Consider the following 22,209-nt stretch of genomic DNA (forward strand, 5'->3'; position numbering starts at 1 on the left):
CACCTGTCAGCAGGCGTGCCCACCCCGAATCGCCCGCCCCAGCATCAGCGGCAGGCTGAGAACGGCCATCCAGGCGAACTTTGCGGCATTCCAGAAGAACAGGAACACCAGAACGTTGACGAAGCCGAGACCGGAGCGGGCGGCCAGCTCGATAGCGAGCGCGGTCAGCCCGAGGTATGTCGGCGTCGCGATGAGGGCGAGGGGGATCGCCCACTTGAGGCCACGCGGGGTGCGAAGCCAGTCGACGACTCGATTGGTGGGCATGTAGGAGCGGAGATGGCCGCGGATCGCGGCGCTGAGGTTCCAGAATGCGGTGAGCATGACAGTCTCCCTCGGTCGGGGCTCAACTCCTCTCTACGGAGACCCGAAAGGAAGGACGCGCATTCGCCCCTCCTGTGGACTACCCAGCCAGAACTGCCCCTGTGTAGGGCTACGCAAGCGCCCGTCCTTGGGATTCGAGTGTCTGGCTGCGCCCCTCCTGGGCACTGCCCGCCGGGCCGCCTTGGACGTGCGGCCGAGACGTGCGTGACATGGGCGGGATACGGCGAGGCGGACTACACCGTCGACCTTCGCGGATGGCGGCCCGAACCAACGCTGATCGAAGGACCCGGGCTGCCCGGCATCACCGGCGTACTCCAGGCCCAGCACAACCTGCTCATCCACCTCGGAACATTCCCCACCGCCCACAACCTGCGTGTCGTGCTCAACTCCCAACGCATCGTCTCCCGCGAGACCTCCCGCCGACTCCAAACCGTCGACCCGACCGTCGCGGTCCGGTGGGAGCGGCGTGCTGAGACCTACGGGCGACTCGTCCACGAGACCCGTGACCTCGGCGGCATGGTCGGCAACGGCGGACACGCCGCCGGCCAGGGCTCGGTCGCGGCCGTCCGCATGGAGAAGCTCGACCGCGGCGGACTCTCCGACACCCCGCAGGTCCGACGGCTCCAGCGGGTCAGCGCGGGCATCGACGACCGGATCTGCAACGTCATCGAGCACGGCGTCGCCCAGCGCCTCTACTTCCAGCGAATCAACGTCCCCGGACTCGACGACCACAACGGCGAACTCGTCAGCGTCACCCGGCAGAAGTTCGCGTCCATCACCTCGCCCGTGCAGACCGAACTGCTCGCAATCGTGCGCAGCGACCTGCGGCCCACACCTATCCAACGAAAGGCGCCGAAAGGTGCAGCGCAAAGCCGCCTCGGCTTCGAGGCCGCGCTGCACCACCGGCCACCACCGAGAGGAGCGAGCCCTGATGTCCCGTCGATCTGACACCCCATCCACCGCGAGCAGCGGCGACAAGGAGATGCCCTTGGCCCTCGTCGTCCCGCTTCCCCAAGACCCCTTCCTCAACACCGAGGACGCATGTGGCTATCTCGGCGTCCCGAAGGCCACGCTCCTGACCTGGCGGGTCCGTCGTCCCGGCTATGCCCACGTGCAGTGAAGGCGGGCGGCAGGCTCAAGTACCGCCTGTCCGAGCTCGACCGGTGGCTCCGGGATCACGAGGAGTCGTTCGCACTCGGCGACGACAACGAAGGCGCCGACCCTGCCTCGGAGAGCGGCAGGCAGGTTCGGAGCCGCAGCCGCGCAAGTCGGGTGCGGGGTGGAGCCCTCCGGACAGCGCAGCCCTGACGGCGGTCAGGTACACGAAAGGAACCAGAAATGGCCCGACAGAAGTTGGTGGTCGGCACCTACGGCGACATCAACTGCACACAACGTGCCAACGGGACCTGGCTGGCTCGTGCCCGCTATTGCGATGTCGACGGCGTCGTCCGCGAGTACCGCAAGAGCGGCGAAACGAAGAACAAGGCAAGGGCCAACCTCAAGGCATTCTTCGTCGAGCACACCGGCACGTTCGGGGATGGCGCCATCGCTCCCGACGACACGGTCCAGGAATTGCTTGACCTCTGGTTCGCCAAGATGGAAGACGCCGACGGCAGTCCCAAATCGGAGACCCTGGAGCGTTACCGCTATCACCTGCGTTGGGTGCTCGACAGCGACAAGACCGAGCACCCTCTGGGTGCCTACCAGTTGCGACACGTTGGCCGGTGATCATCCAAGCAGCCCTGGACAGCGCCGGGGTCTCAGCGGACATGCGCAAGCGGATTCGCAGCGTCCTGGTGCGCGCCTTCAACATGGCGATCTTCCACGAAGCACTCAATGGCAACCCGGCGACGGCCGTCCCTTCTGTCCCTGTCCCAAAGGTCAAGAAGACGGCGGTAGCGGTCGAGGACCTCGACGCTGTGCGTGCGGCTATCCGCGAGTGGGCGAACGCCGAGCGGCGCAATGGCCCCAAGAGCCTGGACCTGCCCGACATCGTCGACATTCTCATCGCCACCGGTCTGCGGATCGGCGAACTGCTCGCCCTGCGCTGGTCCGACATCGAGTTGACCGCCCCTCCCGCGCGCCGCGACGACGAGACCTGGTTCCCGTGGCTGATGGTCAACGGCCAGATCACCTCCAAGGGAAAGCGGGTCGACTACGGCAAGACCCACGCCGCGATCCGCCCCATCGCACTCCCCGATTGGGCCGTTGCCATCCTGCGCCGACGCAAGCTGGAGCAGCCACCGAACGACATCGACGCAGTCTTCGCCAGCCGCAACGGAACCTGGCACTTCCCCGGCAACGTCCAGAGCCGGCTGTGGCACATCCGCAAGCTCGACGACTATGCCGACATCGCCGCGCTCCGCGACGTCTCGCCCCACTCCTTCCGCCGGACAGTGGCAACCGAGATCGACGAGGTCTACGACGCCGACGCCGCCAAGGATCAGCTCGGCCACACGTCCAAGACGGTCACCGAACGGCACTACATCAACCGCCGTCTCGTGGTACCGGACTACCGCGCCGCGACCGAGCGGCTGGCTCCTCGGACTGAGCCCACCGACGATCCCGAAATCGGGCTCTGAGAGCCCGCAGATCCTCCGAACGGCCCGTGAGCCCTCTTCACACTACGCGGCGGCCTACGGGCCGTTTTCGCGCTCCCAAGGGTCTCCAGGCCCGGCATCGGGGAGCGGTCTCAAACTCAAAGTGCGCCCTAAGGCCGGATCTTCGAGGCCGGCGCCAAGACCCCAACTTGCATCACCGCAGGTCAGAGCCGGTTTTCGTCAGCAAAGCGACGCATTCGACGTGGTGCGTCATCGGGAACAGATCGAAGGCACGCAGCGCGCGCAACCGGAAGCCGTGCCCGGCGAAGAGCGCCACGTCCCGGGCCAGGGCAGCCGGGTCGCAGGCCACGTACGCCACCGCCCGAGGCGCGATCGACGCCACCTGAGCCACCACCGGCGCCCGGGCGCCCTCGCGGGGCGGGTCGAGCACCACCACGTCCGCGGGGGGACAGTCCAACCGGTCGAGCACCGCGCCCACCGGCCCGGAATGCACCTCCGCTCTGAGGTCGGCCAGATTCCGTACGGCATGAGCACACGCCCTCGCGGACCCTTCGATGGCCATCACCCGACCGCGCTCCCCCACCCGCGCGCCGAGGAAGCCAGCGAACAGGCCCACCCCGGCATACAGATCGAGCACGGTCTCTCCCGGCGTCGGCGCCAGCAACTCCAGGACGCTCTCCACCAGCACCCGGGGCGCTCCGGGATGGACCTGCCAGAAGCCGTCGGCGTCCCGACTGAACCGGCGGGTGCTTCCGTTGACGGTGACCTGCTCGACGATCTCCGGGTGCCCCACCAGCTGATCCTCGCGGAGCGCATCCTCGGCAGCGATCAGACAGTCCTGCACGGGCACCACGGCACGTGACCGGTGCCGACGCATCCCGATGCCTCCCTCCGCCGTGGTGGCGAACCGGACCCGGGTGCGCCAGCGAAGCCCGTCATCGGGGGCATCGGGCACCGCCTGCACCAGCAGACCGGTGAGCAGGGGATCTGTGGCCTCCAGGCCGCCCAGGCGCACCAACTGCTCCCGGACCACCTCGGCCTTCAAGGCGCGTTGGCGGGACAGGGTTACGTGCTGGAAGTCGCAGCCACCACAGCCACCGGGGCCGGCGACCTGACACGGCGCCGCGACCCGGTCGGGTGACGGAGTGAGGACCTGCACGGCATCGGCTCGCCAGAACCGGTCCCCCTCGGTGCCCTCGGTGACCTCGATCGCCACCGTCTCTCCCGGCAGCGCATGCCGGACGAAGACGGCGCGCCCCTCCACCCGGGCCACACAGTGACCCCCATGCGCGATCGGGCCGACGTCGACGGTGAACCGGCGTCCCACCGCGGAGGCGCCCCGGGCCCGCCGCTGGCGTGGCTGACGCGTCACCAGTCGCCTCGCCTCTGGTCGTCCTCCTCGTCCATGCCCAGGCCACGACGCAGGTCGCCCGGCTGCGCGGCCGCCTCGGCACGTCGTACCCGTTCGGCGGCTGCTCGCGACGACTGCAACTGGTACGGCACTGACGTCACCATCACACCCGGGGTGAAGAGCAGTCGGCCCTTCAGCCGCAGCGCCGACTGGTTGTGCAGCAGTTGCTCCCACCAGTGGCCGACCACGTACTCGGGGATGTAGACCGCCACCACGCCGCGCGGGTTCGCCTCCCGGATCGCCACCGCGTAGTCGATGATCGGCCGGACCAGTTCCCGGTACGGGGAGTGCAGCACCTTGAGCGGGATGTCGAAGTCGCGGGCGTCCCACTCCGCCAGCAGCCGGTCCGTGGCCGCCGCGTCCACACCGACATAGACGGCCTCGAGGACGTTCGGCCGGGTCGCCTTCGCGTAGGCGAGGGCGCGCAGCGTCGGCTTGTGCAACTTCGACACCAAGACGATGGCGTGCACCCGGGTCGGCGGCACCTTGTCCATCGCCTCCGCCTCGAGCTCGGCGCTGATCTTGGCGTAGTGGTCATGGATCGCCCGCATGATGAAGAAGAAGGTGAGGATCGCCAGCACCGAGATCCAGGCACCGTCGAGGAACTTGGTGACCACGATCACCACCAGCACCACCCCGGTCAACACCAGCCCGAAGGCGTTGATCATCCGGGACCGCTGCATCCGGGCCCGCTCCCGAGGCACCCGCGAGGTGGTCAGCGCCCGGGTCCAGTGCTTGACCATCCCCAATTGGCTCAGCGTGAACGACACGAAGACACCGACGATGTAGAGCTGGATCAGGTGCGGGGTCTTCGCGTCGAACCACCAGATCAGGCCGATCGCCAGCACGCCGAGGAAGGCGATCCCGTTCGTGTACGCCAGGCGACTCCCCCTGGCACCCAGGGCGCGCGGGGCATACCCGTCGGCGGCGAGCACCGAGCCGAGCACCGGGAACCCGTTGAACGCCGTGTTCGCGGCCAGCACCAGCACCAGGGCGGTCACCGAGACGACCAGATAGAACAACGGCGGCAGGTCGGAGAAGACGGCGTCGGCGATCTGCGCGATCACCGGCATCTGCAGGAAGTCCTGCGGCAAGGGGTCGCCGGTGGCCGTGCGCAGCCGATGCAGGTCATCGGGATCGACGTACCGCAGCCCCATCTGCCGAGCCAGGATCACCACCGAGAGCATCATCGTGATCGCGATGGCGCCGAGCATCACCAGCGTGGTCGCCGCATTGCGGCCCTTGGGACGCCGGAACGCCTGCACCCCCGAGGAGATGGTCTCCACACCAGCGAGCGCCACACACCCGGACGAGAACGCCCTGGCCAGCAGGAAGATCAGCGCAGCCGTCGTCAACGGCTCCTCATAGCCCGGGGTGGGCACGATCTGATAGTCGGCGCTGGCCACGCTGGGCAGGTCACCGGTGAGCCAGCGGAGCAACCCGTAGCCACACATCGCCAGCACCGCGATGATGAACGCGTACGTCGGGATCGCATAGACGGTCCCCGACTCACGAACCCCGCGCATGTTGAGCGCCATCAACAGCACCACCATGGCGCTGGCGAAGAGCACTTCGTTGCCGGCGATGAACGGCAGCGCCGCCGCGGCGTACTGAGTCCCTGACGATATCGAGACGGCCACCGTGAGCACGTAGTCGACGATCAGCGCGCTGGCCACCGTCGTCCCCGCGGTCGTGCCCAGGTTCACCTTGGCGACCTCGTAGTCACCGCCCCCACCGGGGTAGGCGATCACCTGCTGCCGGTACGACGCCAGCACCGCGATCATGATGATGGCGACCGCGATGCCCACCTTCCACGACCACACATAGGTCGACGCCCCGGCGATCGCCAGCATGATGAAGATCTCGTCAGGTGCGTAGGCCACCGACGAAAGCGCGTCGGAGGCGAAGACCGGCAACGCCACCCGCTTCGGCAATAGCCGCTCGCCGCGGGAGCTGCGCAGTCTGCGACCGAACAGAATCCGTTTGGAAACCTCACCGACACCCACGGGTGGCAGGCTACATGTGCGGTAGCGTCAACTCCGTGCATGTCGTGATCATGGGCTGCGGCCGCGTGGGGGCCACGCTGGCCCGAAGCCTCGAGGACCGCAACCACACCGTCGCCATCATCGACGTCGAGTCAGACGCCTTCCGACGACTCGGACCGGCGTTCAACGGCGACAAGATCACCGGCTACGGCTTCGACAGGGAAGTGTTGCTGCGCGCCGGGATCGAGCGTGCGGACGCCTTCGCCGCCGTCTCCAGCGGTGACAACTCCAACATCATCGCCGCCCGCGTCGCCCGCGAGACCTTCGGCATCACCCAGGTCGTGGCGCGGATCTACGACCCCGGCCGGGCCGAGGTGTACCAGCGGCTCGGTGTCACCACGGTGGCCACCGTCAAATGGACCGCCGACCAGGTGCTCCGCCGCCTGCTGCCGGCCGGCGCAGAACCCGACTTCCGCGACCCCTCCGGCACCATCCGGCTCGACCAGGTGCCGGTGACCGATGCCTGGGTGGGTGTCCGAACGATCGAGTTCCAACGCCAGTCCCGCAGCCGGATCGCCTGGATCGACCGACTCGGCGAAGGCATGCTGCCGACCATCGACTCGGTCATCCAGGAGGGTGACCTGCTGCACCTGGTGATGCGCGAGGAGAACGCCGCGCACGCCTACCGAGTGTTCGACAACGGACCGGAGGACGACTGATGCGAGTCGCAATCGCCGGCGCCGGCGCGGTGGGTCGCTCCATCGCCGCCGAGCTCATCACCAACGGCCACGACGTGCTGCTGATCGACAAGAACGCCGGCTCGATCAGGCCCGAGAGAGTCCCCGAGGCGGAGTGGCTGCTCGCCGACTCCTGCGAGCTCTCCTCCCTCGAGGAGGCGCAACTGGAGAACTGTGACGTGGTGATCGCGGCCACCGGCGACGACAAGGCCAACCTGGTCACCTCGCTGCTGGCCAAGACCGAGTTCGGCGTGCCCCGCACGGTCGGACGCGTCAACCACCCCTCCAACGAGTGGCTGTTCACCGAGGCCTGGGGGGTCGACGTCAACGTCTCCACGCCCCGGATCATGTCCGCGCTGGTCGAGGAAGCGGTGACGGTCGGCGACCTGGTGCGCCTGTTCACGTTCCGCAAGGGCAACGCCAACCTGGTCGAGATCACCCTGCCCGACGACTCGCCGTACGTGGGCAAGCCCACCGGGCTGATCCCCTTCCCCGAGAACTCCACCCTGGTCACGGTGCTCCGTGACGGGCAGGTCTACACCCCCAACCCCGAGCAGGCGGTCGAAGCCGGCGACGAACTGCTCTTCGTCGCCTCGGCGGACGTGGAGAAGGCACTGGAGCGACTGCTCGCTCCGGTGCAACACGCGGCCCCCGACTGACACCTTCTGCCGAGGTCAGTCCTGGGAAGGCTCCACGGGGGTCCGGTTCCGGGCCAGCAGCCACACCATGGCTGCCAGCGCGGCCAGTTGGACGGGCCATCCCATGGCGATCTTCAGAACGCCCAGCAACGCCACTGCCAGCTCCGGCTCCAGCGCCCCGGACTTGCCCGCCAACCAGACCGGGAGTTGAGCAGCGACCCGGATCACGCACGGCAGCGCCAGCAACCAGGTCAGGCGGGTGCAGACCTTCACGATCTGGCGGTCCTGGTGCCATGCCGTCGCGTCACCGGTGACGCTGCCGACCATGAAGCCGATCAACGGCCAGCCGATCAGACAGGTGACGGCCAGCACCACCGCGTAGCCGCCGTTGTAGATGATGCCGGGAAGGAAGTACGCCAGCGCCTGATCGTTGACGTCGCCGCCACCGCGGGCCGACATGGTCACGAAGAGCCAGCCGATTCCGATCCCGAACAACGCGTTCACACAGAACTGGATCGTGGAACGCTGGACCAGCCGCACCGCCAGCAGCGTCACCGCCGCCGCCAGGCTGACGGTCAGGGCCAGCCGCAGTTCTTTGGTGACCAGCCAGGTGAGGGTGAACAGGATCGTCGGCACGGCTGCCTCGACCATTCCCCGGCGACCGCCGAGGGCGCGGGACAACTGGCCGCGCAGGACCTCTTCGACGGTCTCCTCGGTCGGGGCAGCAGCCGGGGTGTTCATCGCGCCTCGGGAAGTAGTTCGTAGCGGGGGTTGTACATCAACCGGACCCCGTCATGCAGCCCGATCCTGCCGGTGACCCGCAGTGAACGGCCAGGTGCGACACCCGCGATCCGCCGGCGCCCCAACCAGACCACGGTCAGCGCGTCGGTGCCGTCGTAGAGCTCCGCCTCCAGCGCCGGAACGCCTCCGCGGGGGCGCAGCGTCACGGTACGCAGCTCGCCCCAGAGGGTGACCCGCTCGCGGTTGCCCGCGTCGGCGATCGACGCGACGCCCGACGGCGCCGAATCGCGCTGCAGGTCGCGCGCGTCCTGATCCGCGGTGTCAGCCCAACGTCCCAGGGCCTGACGCAAACGACCCGCTGTCCGGGGTTGCTGAGGCATACCACTCAGCCTAGTTCGCCCCGGCACTCGGCGCGGCATCGTTGCCCGCGCCGACAGCCGGGTCGATGCGCCGAGCCGTCGCCGGCACCTTCAACGGCAGCGAGGTGCCCACCGGCATCGCGCTCTCGCCGCGGCGTACCACCACGTCGCGCAGCACGCTCTCCCAGGGACCGGCAGCCTCGACGTCGATGGCCGGGCGGCCGAGCAGGGTGGCCCGGAGCAGCCAGCGGGGGCCCTCCACCGCGACGATCCTCGACGGCTGGACGGCGGTGCTGCCATCGGGTCGTTTCACCGTCATCTGGCAGTGCAGTTCAGTGCCGAAGGAGCCGTCCTTCTCGGTGGCCGTGCCCCCGCGACGCGCCATGTCAGCGGCGATCTGAGGACGCACCTCGTCCCAGATGCCCTCGTTCCGGGGGGCGGCGAACGCCTTCACCTCGATGGCGCCGTCGGCGTCCGCGATGACCACTGCCTGCACGGTCTGGGAGGCCTCGTCCACCTGGAGGCGTACGTCGCGTCCGGGGCCGGGCACGATCAGCAGTGACCCGAGATCCACCCGGGTGACCCCGTCCCGGTCGACATCGACGTCGGCGATGTCGTGGGGTCCGCTGCCGGGCTCCGGCGGAACGACCACCTCGGGCTCGGTGGCGGTGGTGTCCACCACTGGCTTCCGCTTGAATCTCACATGCTGCTCCTGCGCTCAAGGGACGGCTGGCTGTCGGGGTTCCGCGAGGGCGAGCCACCGACTCCGGTGGATCCGTAGCCGCCCTCGCCCCGCACCGACTCCGCCAGCGTCTCCACTTCCACGAAATGTGCGGTGGTGTACCGCTGCACCACCAACTGTGCCACTCGGTCCCCACGCCGCAGTTCGACGGTCTCGCGGGGGTCGTGGTTGACCAGCAGCACCTTGATCTCGCCGCGGTAGCCGGAGTCGATGGTTCCGGGCGTGTTCACGATCGAGATGCCGTGTCGGGCGGCGAGTCCGGAGCGCGGGTGCACCAGCGCCACATAGCCCTCCGGCAGGGCCAGCGCCACTCCGGTCGGCACCAGGGCGCGCTCGCCGGGCTCCAGTCGCACGTCGACGGCGGTCATCAGGTCCGCACCTGCGTCGCCGGGATGTGCGTAGCGGGGCAACGGCAGGTCCGGATCCAGTCGGACGATCGCGACGTCGAGTTGCTCGGGCACGGCGGTGACCCTACCCGCTGCCAGCTGGCTGGACACGGTCGCCCGACCCTCCTGCGGCGCCGCATGGACGGAGGTGACAGGCTTGGCGCATGTACGTGGAACGCTTGGGGGTGCCGCTGCGCTGGTGGGTGCAGGGCACGATGCTGCTCGCCTGCTTCTGGTTGGCCTTCATCGTGACGCCGATGCCCGAGGCGGTCTCGTGGGCGCTGACCGGCGTCATCGGCTGCCTGATCGCCGGCGGCTACCTGTGGTACGGCGCCGCCACCATCCGGGTCGACGGCAGCGTCTTCACGGCCGGCCGGGCACACATCGACCGCAGCCACATCGGTGAGGTGCTGCCGCTGGACACCGAGGCGGCCCACCGGCTCGCGGGCCGGGATGCCGACGCTCGGGCGCACCTGCTGCTGAGGCCCTACTGCCGTCGCGCGGTCAGGGTCGAGATCACCGACCCCCGTGACCCGACCCCGTACTGGCTGATCAGCACCCGGCATCCCCGGAAGTTGGCCGCCGCCCTGGGGTGGACGGCCGATTCCGCCCCCGCCGTGGAGGCCGACGCGGGAGCCGACGACCCAGTAGGGTGAGGAACCCACTGGATCGAGCAGGAGTGACATGGGACGCAAGGGTTCGAAGAAGGCCGCAGCCAAACAGCCGGGAAGCAAGGCCTGGGCGCCGATGGCGATGGCAGCCACCTTCGTAGGGACGTTCGTGGCCCAGAAGGCGCTCGACACACTGTGGCGCGCCGCCAGCGGGAAGAAGCCGCCCACGGACCCTGCGAACCCCGCTGCGGTGCGCACCGGCGAGGCCCTGCTGTGGTCGGCGCTCAGTGGTGTCGTGGTGGCCGAGGCCAAGATGCTGGCCACCCGCAAGGCGGCCCAGTACTACGCGGAGTCGACGGGGCACCTGCCGCCGCCGATGGCCAAGGCGGCCGCCAAGGCGGCCAAGGCCGGGAAGGCCGAGGCGACGCCGGCGGGGGCGGACGCCCCCGCCTGAGCGGTCACCTCACTCGCAGTCGCGGCAGATCATCTTGTCGGGGTCGGCGAGCTGGCTGCGGTGGTGCACCAGGAAGCAGCTCATGCAGGTGAACTCGTCGGACTGCTTCGGCTTCACCTCGACGGCGAGCTCTTCGTGCGACAGGTCCGCGCCGGGCAGCTCGAAGGACTCCGCCGCTTCGGTCTCGTCCTCGTCGACCTTGCCGGAGTTCTTGTCGTGACGACGAGCCTTGAGCTCCTCGATGCTCTCTTCGCTCTGTTCGTCGTCGGTCTTGCGTGGGGCGTCGTAGTCAGTCGCCATGGCCCTTCACTCCTCGTCGCGAGGCTCAATAGATGCGGCGGCACTCGGTGTGCGCCGTGCAGCGTCGTCGGCGCCAGATTGTGCACCATCGACCCACTGCTTCGCACGTCGGTACCCACCGTGTCGCTCGAACACTTGTCTCAGCCCAGATATTCCGGGCGGCTCCGCAGGTCCCTCACGGGGTGAAGCCCGCCCTCGTCAAGGCGTCGACGAACTCGTCGAAACCCGCGTCGGGGGCACACGCCAGCAGGGTCCGTCCACCGGGGGTCGGCCACTTCCGCGATCTCGCGCCGGCCTCGGCCGCGATCACCAGGCCGGCGGCGTGGTCCCACAGATGGGTGCCCTCCTCGACGTATCCGTCCAGCGTTCCGTCCGCCACATGGCACAGGTCCAGAGCACAGGAACCCATCCGTCGGATGTCGCGGATCTGCGGCAGCAGCGCCGCCACCGCCGCGCCCTGGCGCGCCCGCACGTCCGGGTCGTACCCGAACCCGGTCGCGATCAGACGACGCCCCACGGGCGCGGGCTCGGCCACCCGGATCGGTTCCCCGTCGCGGTGTGCACCCTCCCCCGCCGCAGCGGACCAGAGGGTTCCGGTGGCCGCGTTCACGACGGCTCCGGCGAGCACCGTGCCGTCCACCTCGGCGGCGATCGAGACCGCATACTCGGGGATGTCGTAGAGGAAGTTCACGGTGCCGTCGATCGGATCCACGATCCACCGCACCCCACTGCTGCCGCGGCTGTCGCCCTCCTCCTCGCCGAGCACGGCGTCGGTGGGCCGGGTCGCTCGGAGCAGCTCACGGATCAACTGTTCACTGGCCCGGTCGGCCTCGGTCACCACGTCCACGTCGGTGGACTTGGTGGCCGCCACCAGGACCGGGCTGGACCGGCGCTCGCGCACCAGTTCCGCCGCCTCCAGGGCCACCCGCGCGGCGATGTCGCGCAGCTCGGCTGGACGCGTCACCGGGGCACACCACCCAGGGTCGGTCGTTCCCCACGCGGGTTGGCGCAGCAGTGCGGCTGGCACTCGTCCCAGCATGCCCCGTACTCACCGACCGCGGGGCGTTCGGGATCGGCACCCCGCTCCGCTGCGGCGCGCTCCAACAGCAGTTCCCGCACCATCGCCACGAACCTGGGATCCAGACCCGCGGTGGCTGCGCGTAGCGCCACCACGCCCACCTTCTCGGCCGTGGCCATCGCCTCGGTGTCCAGGTCCCAGATCACCTCCATGTGATCGGACACGAACCCGATCGGCACCATCACCACCGCACCGACCCCCTCGTCGGCGAGGGTGTGCAGGTGGTCGTTGATGTCCGGTTCGAGCCACGGCACCGACGGCGGACCGGAGCGCGAGCAGTAGACCAGCGCATGGGGGTGCCGGTGGCCGGTCTCCTGCCGGACCCGCTCCACCACTTCGGTCATCAGGCTGCGGTGCTGCACCACGTAGGCGTGCCCACGGGGGCCGCTGGCCGCGTTCATCGTCTCGGGGATCGAGTGCGTCACGAAGGCGAGCCGGGCCTCGTCCCGGTGCTCGGCCGGCAGCTCTGCGAGCGCCGCGAGGGTGGCGTCCACCACCGGCTCCACGAACCCGGGATGGTTGAAATAGGCCCGCAGCCGGTCCAACCGTGGCGCGCCGGGCACCCCGGCCACAGCATCCGCCAGGTTCTCCCGGTACTGCCTGCAGGAGGAGTACGACGAGTACGCCGAGGTCATGAAGCAGGCCGCCCGGCGAACGCCGTCGGCCGCCATCTGCTCGACCGCCTCGGTCAGGTAGGGGTCCCAGTTCCGGTTGCCCCAGTAGATGGGCAGGTCCAACCCCGCCCCCGCGAAGTCCTCGCGCAACGCCGCCAGGAAGGCCCTGTTCTGGTCGTTGATCGGCGACTTCCCGCCGAAGTGGAAGTAGTGCTCCCCGACCTCGATCAGTCTCTCCCTGGGGATCCCCCGGCCACGGGTCACGTTCTCCAGGAAGGGGACGACGTCGTCGGGGCCCTCGGGACCGCCGAAGGAGACCAGCAGCAACGCGTCGTACGGTTCGGGTGTGCGTGCAACAGCCAGGTCGTTGGCAGAATCGGGGGCACTTTCCATGGGACCAATCGTAGGCTGACCGGCGATGCTCTCCTCCTACCGCCGGGTCCTGTCGGTGCCCGGCACCCTCGCGTTCAGCGCCACCGGATTCGTGGCCCGGCTGCCGATCTCGATGGTCGGCCTCGGGATCGTGCTGATGATCTCGGGGCAACTCGGCTCCTACACCCTCGCCGGGACGGTCGCCGCCGCCTACGTGATGGCCAACGCGCTCTTCGCGATCCTGCACGGCCGTCTCCTCGACCGGCTGGGTCAGAGCCGGGTGCTGCCGACCACGCAGGTGCTGGTGGCGCTGTCGATGGTGCTGCTGGTCTGGGCCGTGCAGGACGACTGGCCGGTGTGGTCCCTGCATCTCTTCGCCGCGACCACCGGAGCCTCCCTCCCCCAGGTGGGGTCGGCGGTCCGGGCCCGGTGGGCACATGCCCTGAGCGAACCGCGCCAGGTGCAGACCGCCTACGCCCTCGAAGCCGTCGTCGACGAAGCCGTCTTCCTGGTCGGACCGGTGCTGGCCACCCTGCTGGCCACTACCTGGCATCCGTCCGCCGGGCTGGTCGCCGCCGGCCTCTTCGGCGTCACCGGGACGCTGTACCTGAGCACCCAGCGCCGCACCGAGCCCCCGCGCTACCCGCGGCGGCACCGGGCCACCCACGGCCATCGCCGGATGCCGTGGCGGATGGTGCTGCCGATGGTCGCGCTCTGCCTGGCACTCGGCGTGATCTTCGGCGCCGTCGAGGTGACCACCGTGGCCTTCGCCGAGGAGCGGGGCGCGAAAGCCTGGGCGGGAGTGGTGCTCGGGATCTGGGCACTGGGAAGTCTGGTGGCCGGCGTGGTCACCGGAGCGGTGCACTGGCGGCGCTCGGCCGACGCCAGGATGCGGCTGGGCATGACCGCCATGGCCGTGGCCATGCTGCCGCTGCTGCTGGTCGACACGATGGTCGGCCTGGCGTCGCTGCTGCTGCTCGGCGGGCTCGCCATCTCACCCACCCTGATCGCGACCATGTCGTTGGCCAACGAAGTGCTCCCCCGAGCCCGGCTGACCGAGGGAATGGCCCTCCTGCACACCGGGATGGCTGCCGGCGTGGCCCCGGGAGCCGCCATCTCCGGGCTGCTGATCGACCAGGGTGGGGCGACCGCCGCCTTCGTGGTGCCGGTGGTCGCCGGCGCCGTCGGGGTGGTCGCGGGACTGCTCACCCCCCGGCCCGCTACCGTGACCCCATGACGCTGTGGCGCAACTGGTGCGGACTCGAGAGCACCGCCCCCGACGAGGTGCTGACGCCCACCGACACCGCCGAGATCTCCGCTGCGGTGCACCGCGCACGTGAGTCGGGCGGCACGGTCAAGATGGTCGGCACCGGCCACAGTTTCACCGGCATCTCCGCACCCGAGGGTGTCCGCCTCGACCCCTTCGGGCTGAGCGGGATCACCGAGGTCGACCACGAGAGCCTCACCGTCACCGCCCTGGCCGGCACCCCGCTGAAGGTGTTCAACGCCGAACTCGAGAGACTCGGATTGAGTCTGCACAACATGGGCGACATCGCCGAGCAGACCCTGGCCGGCGCTATCTCCACCGGCACCCATGGCACCGGCGGCGTCGCAGCCGGCCTGGCCGCCCAGGTGGTCGGGCTCGAGCTGGTCACCGGCACCGGCGAGGTCATCCGCTGCTCCGCCGTCGAACGCCCCGACATCTTCGGGCTGGCTCGGATCGGTCTGGGGGCGCTGGGAGTGCTGACCCGGATCACGTTCTCGGTGGAGCCGCTCTTCGTGCTCGAGGCCCACGAGCGACTGGCCAGCTGGGCGGGTGTCGTCGGCGGGTACGACGCTCTCATCGCCGAGCACCACCACTGCGACATCTACTGGTTCCCCGGCACCGACCGGATGCACGTGAAGGCCAACGACCGGCTCGACGCCACCCCGGGCGAGGCCACACCCCTGCCCCGCTGGCGTCAGCGATTCGACGACGACCTGGTCAGCAACGGCGCGTTCGGCGCGCTCAACCGGCTTGTCAACACCGCCCCGGCACTGACCCGACCGGTGGCCCGGCTGTCGACGCGGGCACTGTCGGAGCGCCGGTACAGCGACGTGGCCCACCGGGTGTTCACCTCACCGCGCCGGGTCCGGTTCAAGGAGATGGAGTACGCGGTCCCCGCGGAGGCCGGGATCCCGGCTCTCGTCGAGGCACGGCGAGTGATCGAGCGCGCCGGCTTCCAGAACCTCTTCCCGGTCGAGGTGCGCTACGCCCGCGCCGACGACGTGGCGATGTCCACGGCGTACCAACGGGACTCGGTGTATTTGGCTTTCCACACCCACGTGGACGCCGACCACCGCGCCTACTTCGCCGCTGTCGAGGAGGTCCTCCGGGCGCACGAGGGCCGGCCGCACTGGGGGAAGCTGCACCAGTTGGCCGCGGCCGACCTCGCGCAGGTGCACCCGAGGTTCGACGATTTCACGGCACTTCGCGACCAACTGGACCCGGACCGGGTGTTCGCGAACACGTACCTGCGCCGGGTGCTCGGCTGAGGGCACGCCGCTCGCCCTCCCCCGTGGCCTCGGCCACCTGTCGTAGGCTCATCCTCACGAACGATCGCAAACCAGGGAGTGAACCGATGGTGCACCTCACGCTCGCGGGTCTGAGCGAGGATGGGCGCCGGTTGCTGCTGGTCAGTGATGCCGGGGTGGAGTTCACCCTCGACGTCGATGCACGTCTGCGTGCCGCCCTCCGAGGGGACCGCAACCGCCTAGGTCAGTTGGAGATCACCATGGACAGCGCCCTCCGTCCCCGCGACATCCAGACCCGGATCCGAGCCGGGGAGTCGCCGGAGGCGGTCGCCGAGGCATCCGGTGCCACCATCGAGAAGATCATGCCGTACGCCGGCCCGGTGATGGCCGAGCGTCAGCACATGGCCGAGCGGGCGCAGCGTTCGTCGCTACGCCGGCCCGCCGGCGATCACGGCGCCCGCACCCTCGGTGAGGCGGTCGCGGTCAGGTTGTCACCCGACGGTCTGACCGCCGACGTGGTCGAGTGGGACGCCTGGCGCCGGCCGGATGGACGATGGGCGCTTCGCGGCGAGTACAGCACCCCCCGACGGTCCGGTGGCGCCGAGTTCACCTACGACATGCCCGGCAACTACGTCACCTGCGACAACGACGACGCCCGTTGGCTGGTCGGCGAGCTTGACGACCAGCCGGCTCCCGGACTGCATGCGGATGACCTGCAACGCGCCCGCGATCGCCGGGCGGTGGTCAGCGCGGACGAGCTCCCGCTCGGCCAGGACGTGCTCGAGATCGTCGCCGAGGCACCGGCCAGGCCGGCCCCCGAGCCGGTGGCCGCCGAGTCCGCCCCGGTGGCCGAGCCGGTCGAGCCCGTCGAGCCCGAGGAGCCGGCCGGCCGCAAGCCCAAGAAGCGGGGCCGCGCGTCGGTGCCGAGCTGGGACGAGATCATGTTCGGCGGCGGCACGGACTGACACTACCGGGACGTCCTGGCTCGGATCGATCCGCAACGAGGGGCTGACGCCCGTGCCCTCGGAGGACTAGGGTCCCTCCATGACGTACTTCGTGACAGGTGCCACAGGATTCATCGGACGTTTCCTGGTCAAGGAACTGCTGGATCACCGCGAGGGAACGATCTTCGTGCTCTGCCGGGAGTCCTCGCTGCCCCGGCTGGAGATGATGATCGCCGGCTGGCAGACCGACCGGGTGGTCCCGGTGGTCGGGGACCTGGCGGCACCCGGTCTGGGGGTCTCCGGTGACTGGGTGAGCGAGCACGCCGGTGGCATCGAGCACTTCTTCCACCTTGCCGCGATCTACGACATGACCGCCGACGACGCCACCAACGAGCGCCTCAATGTCGACGGCACGCGCGAGGCCGTCGCCCTGGCGGAGGCCGTGCAGGCCGGCTGTTTCCACCATGTGTCATCCGTCGCAGCGGCCGGTGACGCCCGCGGCCACTTCGACGAGACCATGTTCGACGAGGGGCAACCGCTCCCCTCGCCGTACCACCGCACCAAGTTCGAGTCCGAGAAGCTGGTCCGCGAGGAGTGCTCGGTGCCGTGGCGCGTCTATCGCCCGGCGATCGTGGTGGGTGACTCCGTCGACGGTGAGATGGACAAGGTCGACGGTCCCTACTACTTCTTCGCCATGATCAAGCGGCTTCGGGATGTGCTGCCGTCCTGGCTGCCGCTGGTCGGCGTCGACCTGGGTGCCACCAACGTGGTGCCGGTCGACTACGTGGCCAAGGCGATGGACGTGCTGGCCCATCAGCCGGGCGCCGACGGCCAGACCTACCACCTGGTCAACCCCGAACCGCAGTCGGTGGTGGAGATGGTCAACCTCTTCTGCGACGCGGCCGGCGCCCCCTCGTTCGCGACACCGATCGACCGGAAGGTGACCGATCCGGCGACCCGGCTACTGCCCCGGGCCGCGCGTCCCCGGACCATCGCGTCGTCGCTGGTGCGCAGCGCCGGGGGGCAGAAGCTGCTCGGTCAGACGGTGGGCCGGATGGGCATCCCCCCCGAGGTGCTCGCCCACACATCGTTCACGGCCACCTTCGATTCCACGCTCACCCAGGAGGCCCTGGCGGGCTCAGGAGTCGAGGTCCCGCCACTGGTCGACTACGCCACCGCGCTGTGGAACTACTGGGAGGAGAACCTCGACCAGAGCACCGCACGCGACGCATCCGCCCGACGGGCCCTTGCCGGCAAGCACGTGGTGATCACCGGGGCTTCGTCGGGGATCGGGCAGGTGACCGCTCTCAAGGTCGCCCAGGCCGGCGGTATCCCGGTGCTGGTCGCTCGGGGCAAGGAGAAGCTCGAAGCCACCAAGCGTGTCATCGAACTGCGCGGCGGCACCGCGCACATCTTCCCGTGCGACCTCTCCGACCTCGACGCCATCGATGCGCTCTCGCGGCAGTTGGCCGAGGAGCTGCCCACCATCGACTATCTGGTCAACAACGCCGGGCGGTCCATCCGCCGTTCGCTGCTGCTCAGCCTGGACCGCTTCCACGACTTCGAACGCACCATGCAGTTGAACTACTTCGGTGCCATCCGACTGATCATGGGCGTGGTTCCGACCATGCGCGCCCAACGCCGCGGCCATGTCGTCAACATCTCCTCGATCGGCGTGCAGACCCACCCGCCGCGATTCTCGGCGTACGTCGCGTCCAAGGCGGCCCTGGACGCATGGAGCAACGTGGTCTCGTCCGAGCTCGTCGGCGACGGGGTGACCTTCACCAACATCCATATGCCGCTGGTGCGGACCCCGATGATCGCCCCCACCAAGCTCTACGACAAGTTCCCCACCATCTCACCGGCTCAGGCGGCCGATGTGGTGATCAAGGCCCTCGTGGAGCGCCCGCACGAGTTGAACACCTCACTGGGCAACGTCGGTGCGATCGCTCACACGGTGGCGCCCAAGGCGACCTTCCGGCTGTTGAACGTGGCCTATCACGTGTTCCCTGACTCCGCTGCGGCGCGCGGCGACGGGGAGAGCGGCGGCAAGGAACGCGATCAGGTGATGCTCGCCAAGCTGTTCAAGGGCGTTCACTGGTGAGTTGAGGGCCCGGTCGCCACCGGGCGTTGCGGATCGGTGATCCAGTGACTCCAACTGCCCGGGTACAGCGCGGCCCGCACTCCTGCCAGCTCCAGGGCCAGCACGTCATGGGCGGCAGTGACACCTGACCCGCAGTAGACGGCTACGTCCGCGCCAGCGACCGCACCGACCTCGGCATAGACCCGCGCGAGCTCGCGCGGATCCCGGAAGTGGCCGTGGTTGTCGAGGTTCCGGAGACTGGGCACGTTGTGGGCACCAGGGATGCGCCCGGCGACCGGGTCCACCGGCTCCACCTCCCCGCGGTACCGCTCGGGGGCACGCGCGTCGATCAGCACCGCGACCCGGCTGGCCGCGTCGGCGTCGACGACCGGCATCGCACCCGGAGCCCCGGAGAAGTCTCCTGGGACCGGGGCCACCGCACCGGTCTCGATCGCGCCGCCGTGGGCCACCCAGGCCGGCCACCCGCCGTCGAGGACCCGGACGTCGCGATGCCCGTGGTGCCGCAACAACCACCACGCCCGGGCGGCCGCGTGCCCCGACCAGTCGTCGTACACCACCACGGGTCTGCCGTTGCTCACCCCGGCACGCTGCATGGCGTCGGTGAAGCGACCCGGCGTGGGCAGCGGATGACGTCCGCCCGGCCCCGCCGCGCCAGCCAGCTCGGTCTCCAGATCGACGTACGCCGCACCGGGGATGTGGCCGGCCTCGTGGGCCGGTGGCCCCTGGCTCTCGCCGAGGCGGTAGCGCACGTCCAACAGGGTCACGTCGCCGAGTCGTTCCCGCAGCTCTTCGGCGCCGATCAGTGGTCCGGTCATGCCTCCCATCCTGCCCGATGGCATGATGCCCGGTCGTGGCCGAACTTCACTACTTCACCGGGACCATGGATTCTGGCAAGAGCACTTTGGCTCTGCAGACGAACCACAACCACGCGGCCCGGGGGCGCGTCGGCCAGATCTTCACCGCCCACGACCGTGCCGGCGCGGCGACGCTGTCCAGCCGGCTCGGCCTGACCCACGAAGCCACCGAGGTCGCCCCCGACTTCGACTTCTGGCGGCACGTGGTCGAGACCTTGACCCGGGGTGGCCGGATCGACTACCTGATCTGTGACGAGGCCCAGTTCTATGAGCCGGGTCAGATCGATCAGCTGGCCAAGGTCGTCGATGAACTGCAACTGGACGTCTTCGCGTTCGGGATCCTCACCGACTTCAGGTCCCGACTCTTCCCCGGCAGCGCCAGGCTGGTGGAGCTCGCCGACCGGATGCACGTGCTCCAGGTGGAGGCACTGTGCTGGTGCGGCAAGCGGGCCACCCATAACGCCCGCACCGAGGATGGCGTCATGGTCACCGAGGGTGAGGTGGTGGTGGTCGGGGACACCGCGCCTGCTCCCTCCCCGGAGGACCGGGTGGATGTCGCCTACGAGGTGCTGTGCCGTCAGCACTTCCGCCGCCGACTGACCGCGGCCCGGGCCAAGGCCGTCTCCCTGGCACCAGAGCCCCTCCCCTTCGGCTGACCCACCCCTGTCCTGTCAAAGGGGAGCGAGTCAGCAGATGAGGATCGGGATCAGCATCTCGTCGGGCGTGAGCGAGCCGTGCAGCCCGATCAGGTCCGCCTCGTAGGGGAAGGACCCCGTCTCCAGCACCGCCAGGTCACCTCGGCAGGCCACCACCACGTCACCGATCCGGGGGTTCACCAGCGGGTCCACCGCCCCGAACCAGCCACGCCCGGCCGCCTCGCCGCGAGTCAGCACCTCGGCGCGGCCACCGAGGATGGCGCGCCACCGGTCCACCACATCGTCGACCGCGCCGTGCCGGCAGTAGAGATGCCGGAAGCGTGCCTCACCGCCGACCAGGGCCACCCCGTCGCTCAGCTCGGGGAGCGCGGCGATGTCGATCCTGCTGTGCGCGGGCGAGTCCACCATGCCGTGATCTGCCACCACCACCAGCCGAGCATGGCGGGGCAACGACTCCCGTACCCGTTCGGCCTCGGCGTCCACCATGGCCAACTGGTCCCGCCACTGTCGTGAGGCCACCCCGTACTGGTGCCCCGTCCAGTCCAGGTCCCCTTCGTACATGTAGGTCACCGACGGGGTCACCCGGGCCGCGGCTGCGACCGCCGCGATCCGCTCCCCGAGCCGGTCGGCACCGACGTACGCCGCTCCCCGATGCGCCGCGCGTGTCAACCCGCTGCGGGCGAACTCCCGCTTGTTCACCAGCGTCATCTCGATACCGGCCCGAGCCACCTGCGCGAACGCGGTGTCGTGGGGCTGCCACTCCTCGGGCATCACCGTGTCATCCCAGAACAGTCCGTTCAGGAGCCGGTCGGTGCCCGGGATCCGCGCGGTGAACCCGACCATCCCATGGGCACCCGGAGGCAGTCCGGTGCCCAACGAGGTGAGGCTGGTGACGGTGGTGGACGGCACCCCGGCGGTCCCTGCTGCCTGCCCTTGGAGCAGCGCGGCCAGGAAAGGCGCGTCGTCGGCATGGCGGCGCAACAGTTCGGCCCCCAGGCCGTCGATCAGGAAGATGACGTACGAGCCGGCGTCGGGGAACGTCAGACCCGAGGGGGTGACACCCACCTGGCCGGCGCCCAGAGCGGCCGCTACCGCCGGTACGACGTCGCCCAGGGAGCGCTGCTGGTAGGCGGGTTCAACGAACTCCGAGAGAGCCTGGTCCCCCATGGTCACCGCGTCAACGACCCCGTGTCCGAGCCGACAGTGCCTCGGCGAAGCCGATCAGGCCGGACACCGAATCGTGGCCGTCAGCCGCCGCGGACACCCGCAGGGTGAAATCGTCGGAGGCGATCGATCCGGTGTAGCCGTGGTCGGCCTCGCACTGCGGATCGCCGCAACTGGCAGGCTCCAGGTCGAGGCGCCCCATCGTCCCCCACCCGAGTGTGAGCACGGCCTCGGCCGGTTGGGAGGGACCGTTGAGGGGGTTGGTCACCATCCGAGTCACCACCACCGACTTGATCGAGGAGAGGGTGATCGCTTCGGTCGAGGTGGAGGTGTAGGGCTCCGGCAGAAGATCGTCGCCCCCGTGCTCGTCGGTGTGCGCCAGGATCAACCGGGTCGGGGTCAGCACCACCACGGTGATGTGCCGACGCACCTCGTCACGCTCGATCGTCGGCTCGTGATGGACATAGAAGTCCACCACCGGTTCGCCGGCCACCGCGGTGGCCACCCCGTCCGAGACCACCTCGGGGTAGTAGCCGGTGCGATCGATGACCGCCCGCAGTTCGCGACTGCGATCGGTGTGGTCAGCGTGGGGGTCGGTGGTACGGCTGCGCATGGACCGAGTCTGTCATGGGCCTCCACCAGGGCACACTGTCGAGGTGCCGA

The 22,209-nt window shown here is 69.5% G+C and carries 26 protein-coding genes; 13 read left to right on the forward strand and 13 right to left on the reverse strand.

The window, feature by feature from the left end; all coding sequences use genetic code 11:
* Positions 1 to 6: 6 nt before the first annotated feature.
* Complete coding sequence (locus JKG67_RS02105) at positions 7 to 321, reverse strand: hypothetical protein (protein WP_203335585.1); 315 nt, start codon at positions 319 to 321, stop codon at positions 7 to 9.
* Positions 322 to 525: 204 nt separating this feature from the next.
* Between JKG67_RS02105 and JKG67_RS02110 the strand changes: the two genes are divergently transcribed.
* From JKG67_RS02110 to JKG67_RS02125, 4 genes are all read left to right on the forward strand, one after another.
* The gene (locus tag JKG67_RS02110; protein WP_203335586.1) at positions 526 to 1,269 is read left to right on the forward strand and encodes a hypothetical protein; all 744 of its coding nucleotides are present in this window, start codon (positions 526 to 528) and stop codon (positions 1,267 to 1,269) included.
* Entirely contained in the window at positions 1,253 to 1,441 is a 189-nt protein-coding gene (locus JKG67_RS02115) for a hypothetical protein (protein ID WP_203335587.1), read from the forward strand. The genes JKG67_RS02110 and JKG67_RS02115 overlap by 17 nt, the downstream gene beginning before the upstream one ends.
* Positions 1,442 to 1,659: 218 nt before the next feature.
* Positions 1,660 to 2,049: a hypothetical protein gene (locus JKG67_RS02120; RefSeq protein ID WP_203335588.1), complete on the forward strand. Its 390-nt coding sequence runs from the start codon at positions 1,660 to 1,662 to the stop codon at positions 2,047 to 2,049.
* Complete coding sequence (locus tag JKG67_RS02125; protein WP_203335589.1) at positions 2,046 to 2,903, forward strand: tyrosine-type recombinase/integrase; 858 nt, start codon at positions 2,046 to 2,048, stop codon at positions 2,901 to 2,903. The genes JKG67_RS02120 and JKG67_RS02125 overlap by 4 nt, the downstream gene beginning before the upstream one ends.
* Positions 2,904 to 3,075: 172 nt before the next feature.
* Here the strand turns inward: JKG67_RS02125 and JKG67_RS02130 are convergent, their stop codons facing one another.
* On the reverse strand, positions 3,076 to 4,254 hold the full coding sequence (locus tag JKG67_RS02130) for a class I SAM-dependent RNA methyltransferase (protein ID WP_203335590.1): 1,179 nt from the start codon (positions 4,252 to 4,254) through the stop codon (positions 3,076 to 3,078).
* Positions 4,251 to 6,299 carry an APC family permease gene (locus JKG67_RS02135; protein ID WP_307816384.1) on the reverse strand — a complete coding sequence of 683 codons (2,049 nt, stop codon included), beginning with the start codon at positions 6,297 to 6,299 and terminating at the stop codon, positions 4,251 to 4,253. Before JKG67_RS02135 ends, JKG67_RS02130 begins: the two co-directional genes overlap by 4 nt.
* A gap of 35 nt (positions 6,300 to 6,334) precedes the next feature.
* On the opposite strand from JKG67_RS02135, the gene JKG67_RS02140 reads away from it, so the two are divergent.
* Together JKG67_RS02140 and JKG67_RS02145 are read left to right on the forward strand one after the other, a co-directional pair.
* Positions 6,335 to 6,997 carry a potassium channel family protein gene (locus JKG67_RS02140; RefSeq protein WP_203335591.1) on the forward strand — a complete coding sequence of 221 codons (663 nt, stop codon included), beginning with the start codon at positions 6,335 to 6,337 and terminating at the stop codon, positions 6,995 to 6,997.
* Positions 6,997 to 7,674, forward strand: a complete 678-nt coding sequence (locus JKG67_RS02145; protein WP_203335592.1) for a potassium channel family protein — start codon at positions 6,997 to 6,999, stop codon at positions 7,672 to 7,674. Before JKG67_RS02140 ends, JKG67_RS02145 begins: the two co-directional genes overlap by 1 nt.
* A gap of 15 nt (positions 7,675 to 7,689) precedes the next feature.
* Here the strand turns inward: JKG67_RS02145 and JKG67_RS02150 are convergent, their stop codons facing one another.
* The 4 genes from JKG67_RS02150 to dut are packed head-to-tail and all read right to left on the reverse strand — an operon-like array spanning position 7,690 to position 9,956.
* A complete protein-coding gene (locus tag JKG67_RS02150; protein WP_203335593.1) occupies positions 7,690 to 8,394 on the reverse strand; it encodes a DUF3159 domain-containing protein in 705 nt (234 codons plus the stop codon).
* Complete coding sequence (locus JKG67_RS02155) at positions 8,391 to 8,774, reverse strand: OB-fold nucleic acid binding domain-containing protein (RefSeq protein WP_203335594.1); 384 nt, start codon at positions 8,772 to 8,774, stop codon at positions 8,391 to 8,393. The genes JKG67_RS02150 and JKG67_RS02155 overlap by 4 nt, the downstream gene beginning before the upstream one ends.
* A 10-nt stretch (positions 8,775 to 8,784) precedes the next feature.
* Positions 8,785 to 9,456: a DUF3710 domain-containing protein gene (locus tag JKG67_RS02160; protein ID WP_203335595.1), complete on the reverse strand. Its 672-nt coding sequence runs from the start codon at positions 9,454 to 9,456 to the stop codon at positions 8,785 to 8,787.
* The gene (dut, locus tag JKG67_RS02165) at positions 9,453 to 9,956 is read right to left on the reverse strand and encodes a dUTP diphosphatase (RefSeq protein ID WP_203335596.1); all 504 of its coding nucleotides are present in this window, start codon (positions 9,954 to 9,956) and stop codon (positions 9,453 to 9,455) included. The genes JKG67_RS02160 and dut overlap by 4 nt, the downstream gene beginning before the upstream one ends.
* A gap of 89 nt (positions 9,957 to 10,045) precedes the next feature.
* On the opposite strand from dut, the gene JKG67_RS02170 reads away from it, so the two are divergent.
* Together JKG67_RS02170 and JKG67_RS02175 are read left to right on the forward strand one after the other, a co-directional pair.
* Positions 10,046 to 10,537 (forward strand): DUF3093 domain-containing protein, encoded by a 492-nt coding sequence (locus tag JKG67_RS02170; RefSeq protein WP_203335597.1) that lies wholly within the window; start codon positions 10,046 to 10,048, stop codon positions 10,535 to 10,537.
* Positions 10,538 to 10,565: 28 nt separating this feature from the next.
* Positions 10,566 to 10,946: a DUF4235 domain-containing protein gene (locus JKG67_RS02175; RefSeq protein WP_203335598.1), complete on the forward strand. Its 381-nt coding sequence runs from the start codon at positions 10,566 to 10,568 to the stop codon at positions 10,944 to 10,946.
* Positions 10,947 to 10,955: 9 nt separating this feature from the next.
* Here the strand turns inward: JKG67_RS02175 and JKG67_RS02180 are convergent, their stop codons facing one another.
* The 3 genes from JKG67_RS02180 to JKG67_RS02190 all read right to left on the reverse strand — a co-directional run bounded on the left by JKG67_RS02180 (position 10,956) and on the right by JKG67_RS02190 (position 13,331).
* The gene (locus tag JKG67_RS02180) at positions 10,956 to 11,246 is read right to left on the reverse strand and encodes a DUF4193 domain-containing protein (RefSeq protein WP_203335599.1); all 291 of its coding nucleotides are present in this window, start codon (positions 11,244 to 11,246) and stop codon (positions 10,956 to 10,958) included.
* Between the two features lie 175 nt (positions 11,247 to 11,421).
* Entirely contained in the window at positions 11,422 to 12,210 is a 789-nt protein-coding gene (locus JKG67_RS02185) for an inositol monophosphatase family protein (RefSeq protein ID WP_307816385.1), read from the reverse strand.
* The gene (locus tag JKG67_RS02190) at positions 12,207 to 13,331 is read right to left on the reverse strand and encodes a ferrochelatase (RefSeq protein WP_203335601.1); all 1,125 of its coding nucleotides are present in this window, start codon (positions 13,329 to 13,331) and stop codon (positions 12,207 to 12,209) included. The genes JKG67_RS02185 and JKG67_RS02190 overlap by 4 nt, the downstream gene beginning before the upstream one ends.
* 25 nt (positions 13,332 to 13,356) lie before the next feature.
* Between JKG67_RS02190 and JKG67_RS02195 the strand changes: the two genes are divergently transcribed.
* From JKG67_RS02195 to JKG67_RS02210, 4 genes are all read left to right on the forward strand, one after another.
* On the forward strand, positions 13,357 to 14,547 hold the full coding sequence (locus JKG67_RS02195; RefSeq protein WP_203335602.1) for an MFS transporter: 1,191 nt from the start codon (positions 13,357 to 13,359) through the stop codon (positions 14,545 to 14,547).
* A complete protein-coding gene (locus tag JKG67_RS02200) occupies positions 14,544 to 15,845 on the forward strand; it encodes a D-arabinono-1,4-lactone oxidase (RefSeq protein ID WP_203335603.1) in 1,302 nt (433 codons plus the stop codon). Before JKG67_RS02195 ends, JKG67_RS02200 begins: the two co-directional genes overlap by 4 nt.
* Positions 15,846 to 15,931: 86 nt before the next feature.
* Positions 15,932 to 16,789: a septation protein SepH gene (gene sepH, locus JKG67_RS02205; protein WP_203335604.1), complete on the forward strand. Its 858-nt coding sequence runs from the start codon at positions 15,932 to 15,934 to the stop codon at positions 16,787 to 16,789.
* Between the two features lie 79 nt (positions 16,790 to 16,868).
* Positions 16,869 to 18,872, forward strand: coding sequence for an SDR family oxidoreductase (locus JKG67_RS02210; RefSeq protein WP_203335605.1), 2,004 nt, complete (start codon positions 16,869 to 16,871; stop codon positions 18,870 to 18,872).
* Here the strand turns inward: JKG67_RS02210 and JKG67_RS02215 are convergent.
* The gene (locus JKG67_RS02215) at positions 18,863 to 19,687 is read right to left on the reverse strand and encodes a sulfurtransferase (protein ID WP_203335606.1); all 825 of its coding nucleotides are present in this window, start codon (positions 19,685 to 19,687) and stop codon (positions 18,863 to 18,865) included. The genes JKG67_RS02210 and JKG67_RS02215 overlap by 10 nt on opposite strands.
* A gap of 35 nt (positions 19,688 to 19,722) precedes the next feature.
* Between JKG67_RS02215 and JKG67_RS02220 the strand changes: the two genes are divergently transcribed.
* Positions 19,723 to 20,382, forward strand: a complete 660-nt coding sequence (locus JKG67_RS02220; protein ID WP_203335607.1) for a thymidine kinase — start codon at positions 19,723 to 19,725, stop codon at positions 20,380 to 20,382.
* A gap of 30 nt (positions 20,383 to 20,412) precedes the next feature.
* Here the strand turns inward: JKG67_RS02220 and JKG67_RS02225 are convergent, their stop codons facing one another.
* Both JKG67_RS02225 and JKG67_RS02230 read right to left on the reverse strand, forming a co-directional pair.
* Positions 20,413 to 21,549, reverse strand: coding sequence for an alkaline phosphatase family protein (locus JKG67_RS02225; RefSeq protein WP_203335608.1), 1,137 nt, complete (start codon positions 21,547 to 21,549; stop codon positions 20,413 to 20,415).
* Between the two features lie 10 nt (positions 21,550 to 21,559).
* Positions 21,560 to 22,159: a DUF5998 family protein gene (locus JKG67_RS02230; RefSeq protein ID WP_203335609.1), complete on the reverse strand. Its 600-nt coding sequence runs from the start codon at positions 22,157 to 22,159 to the stop codon at positions 21,560 to 21,562.
* Between the last annotated feature and the right edge of the window lie 50 nt (positions 22,160 to 22,209).

The organism is Nocardioides limicola (assembly GCF_016827675.1).
Lineage (GTDB): Bacteria > Actinomycetota > Actinomycetes > Propionibacteriales > Nocardioidaceae > Nocardioides > Nocardioides limicola.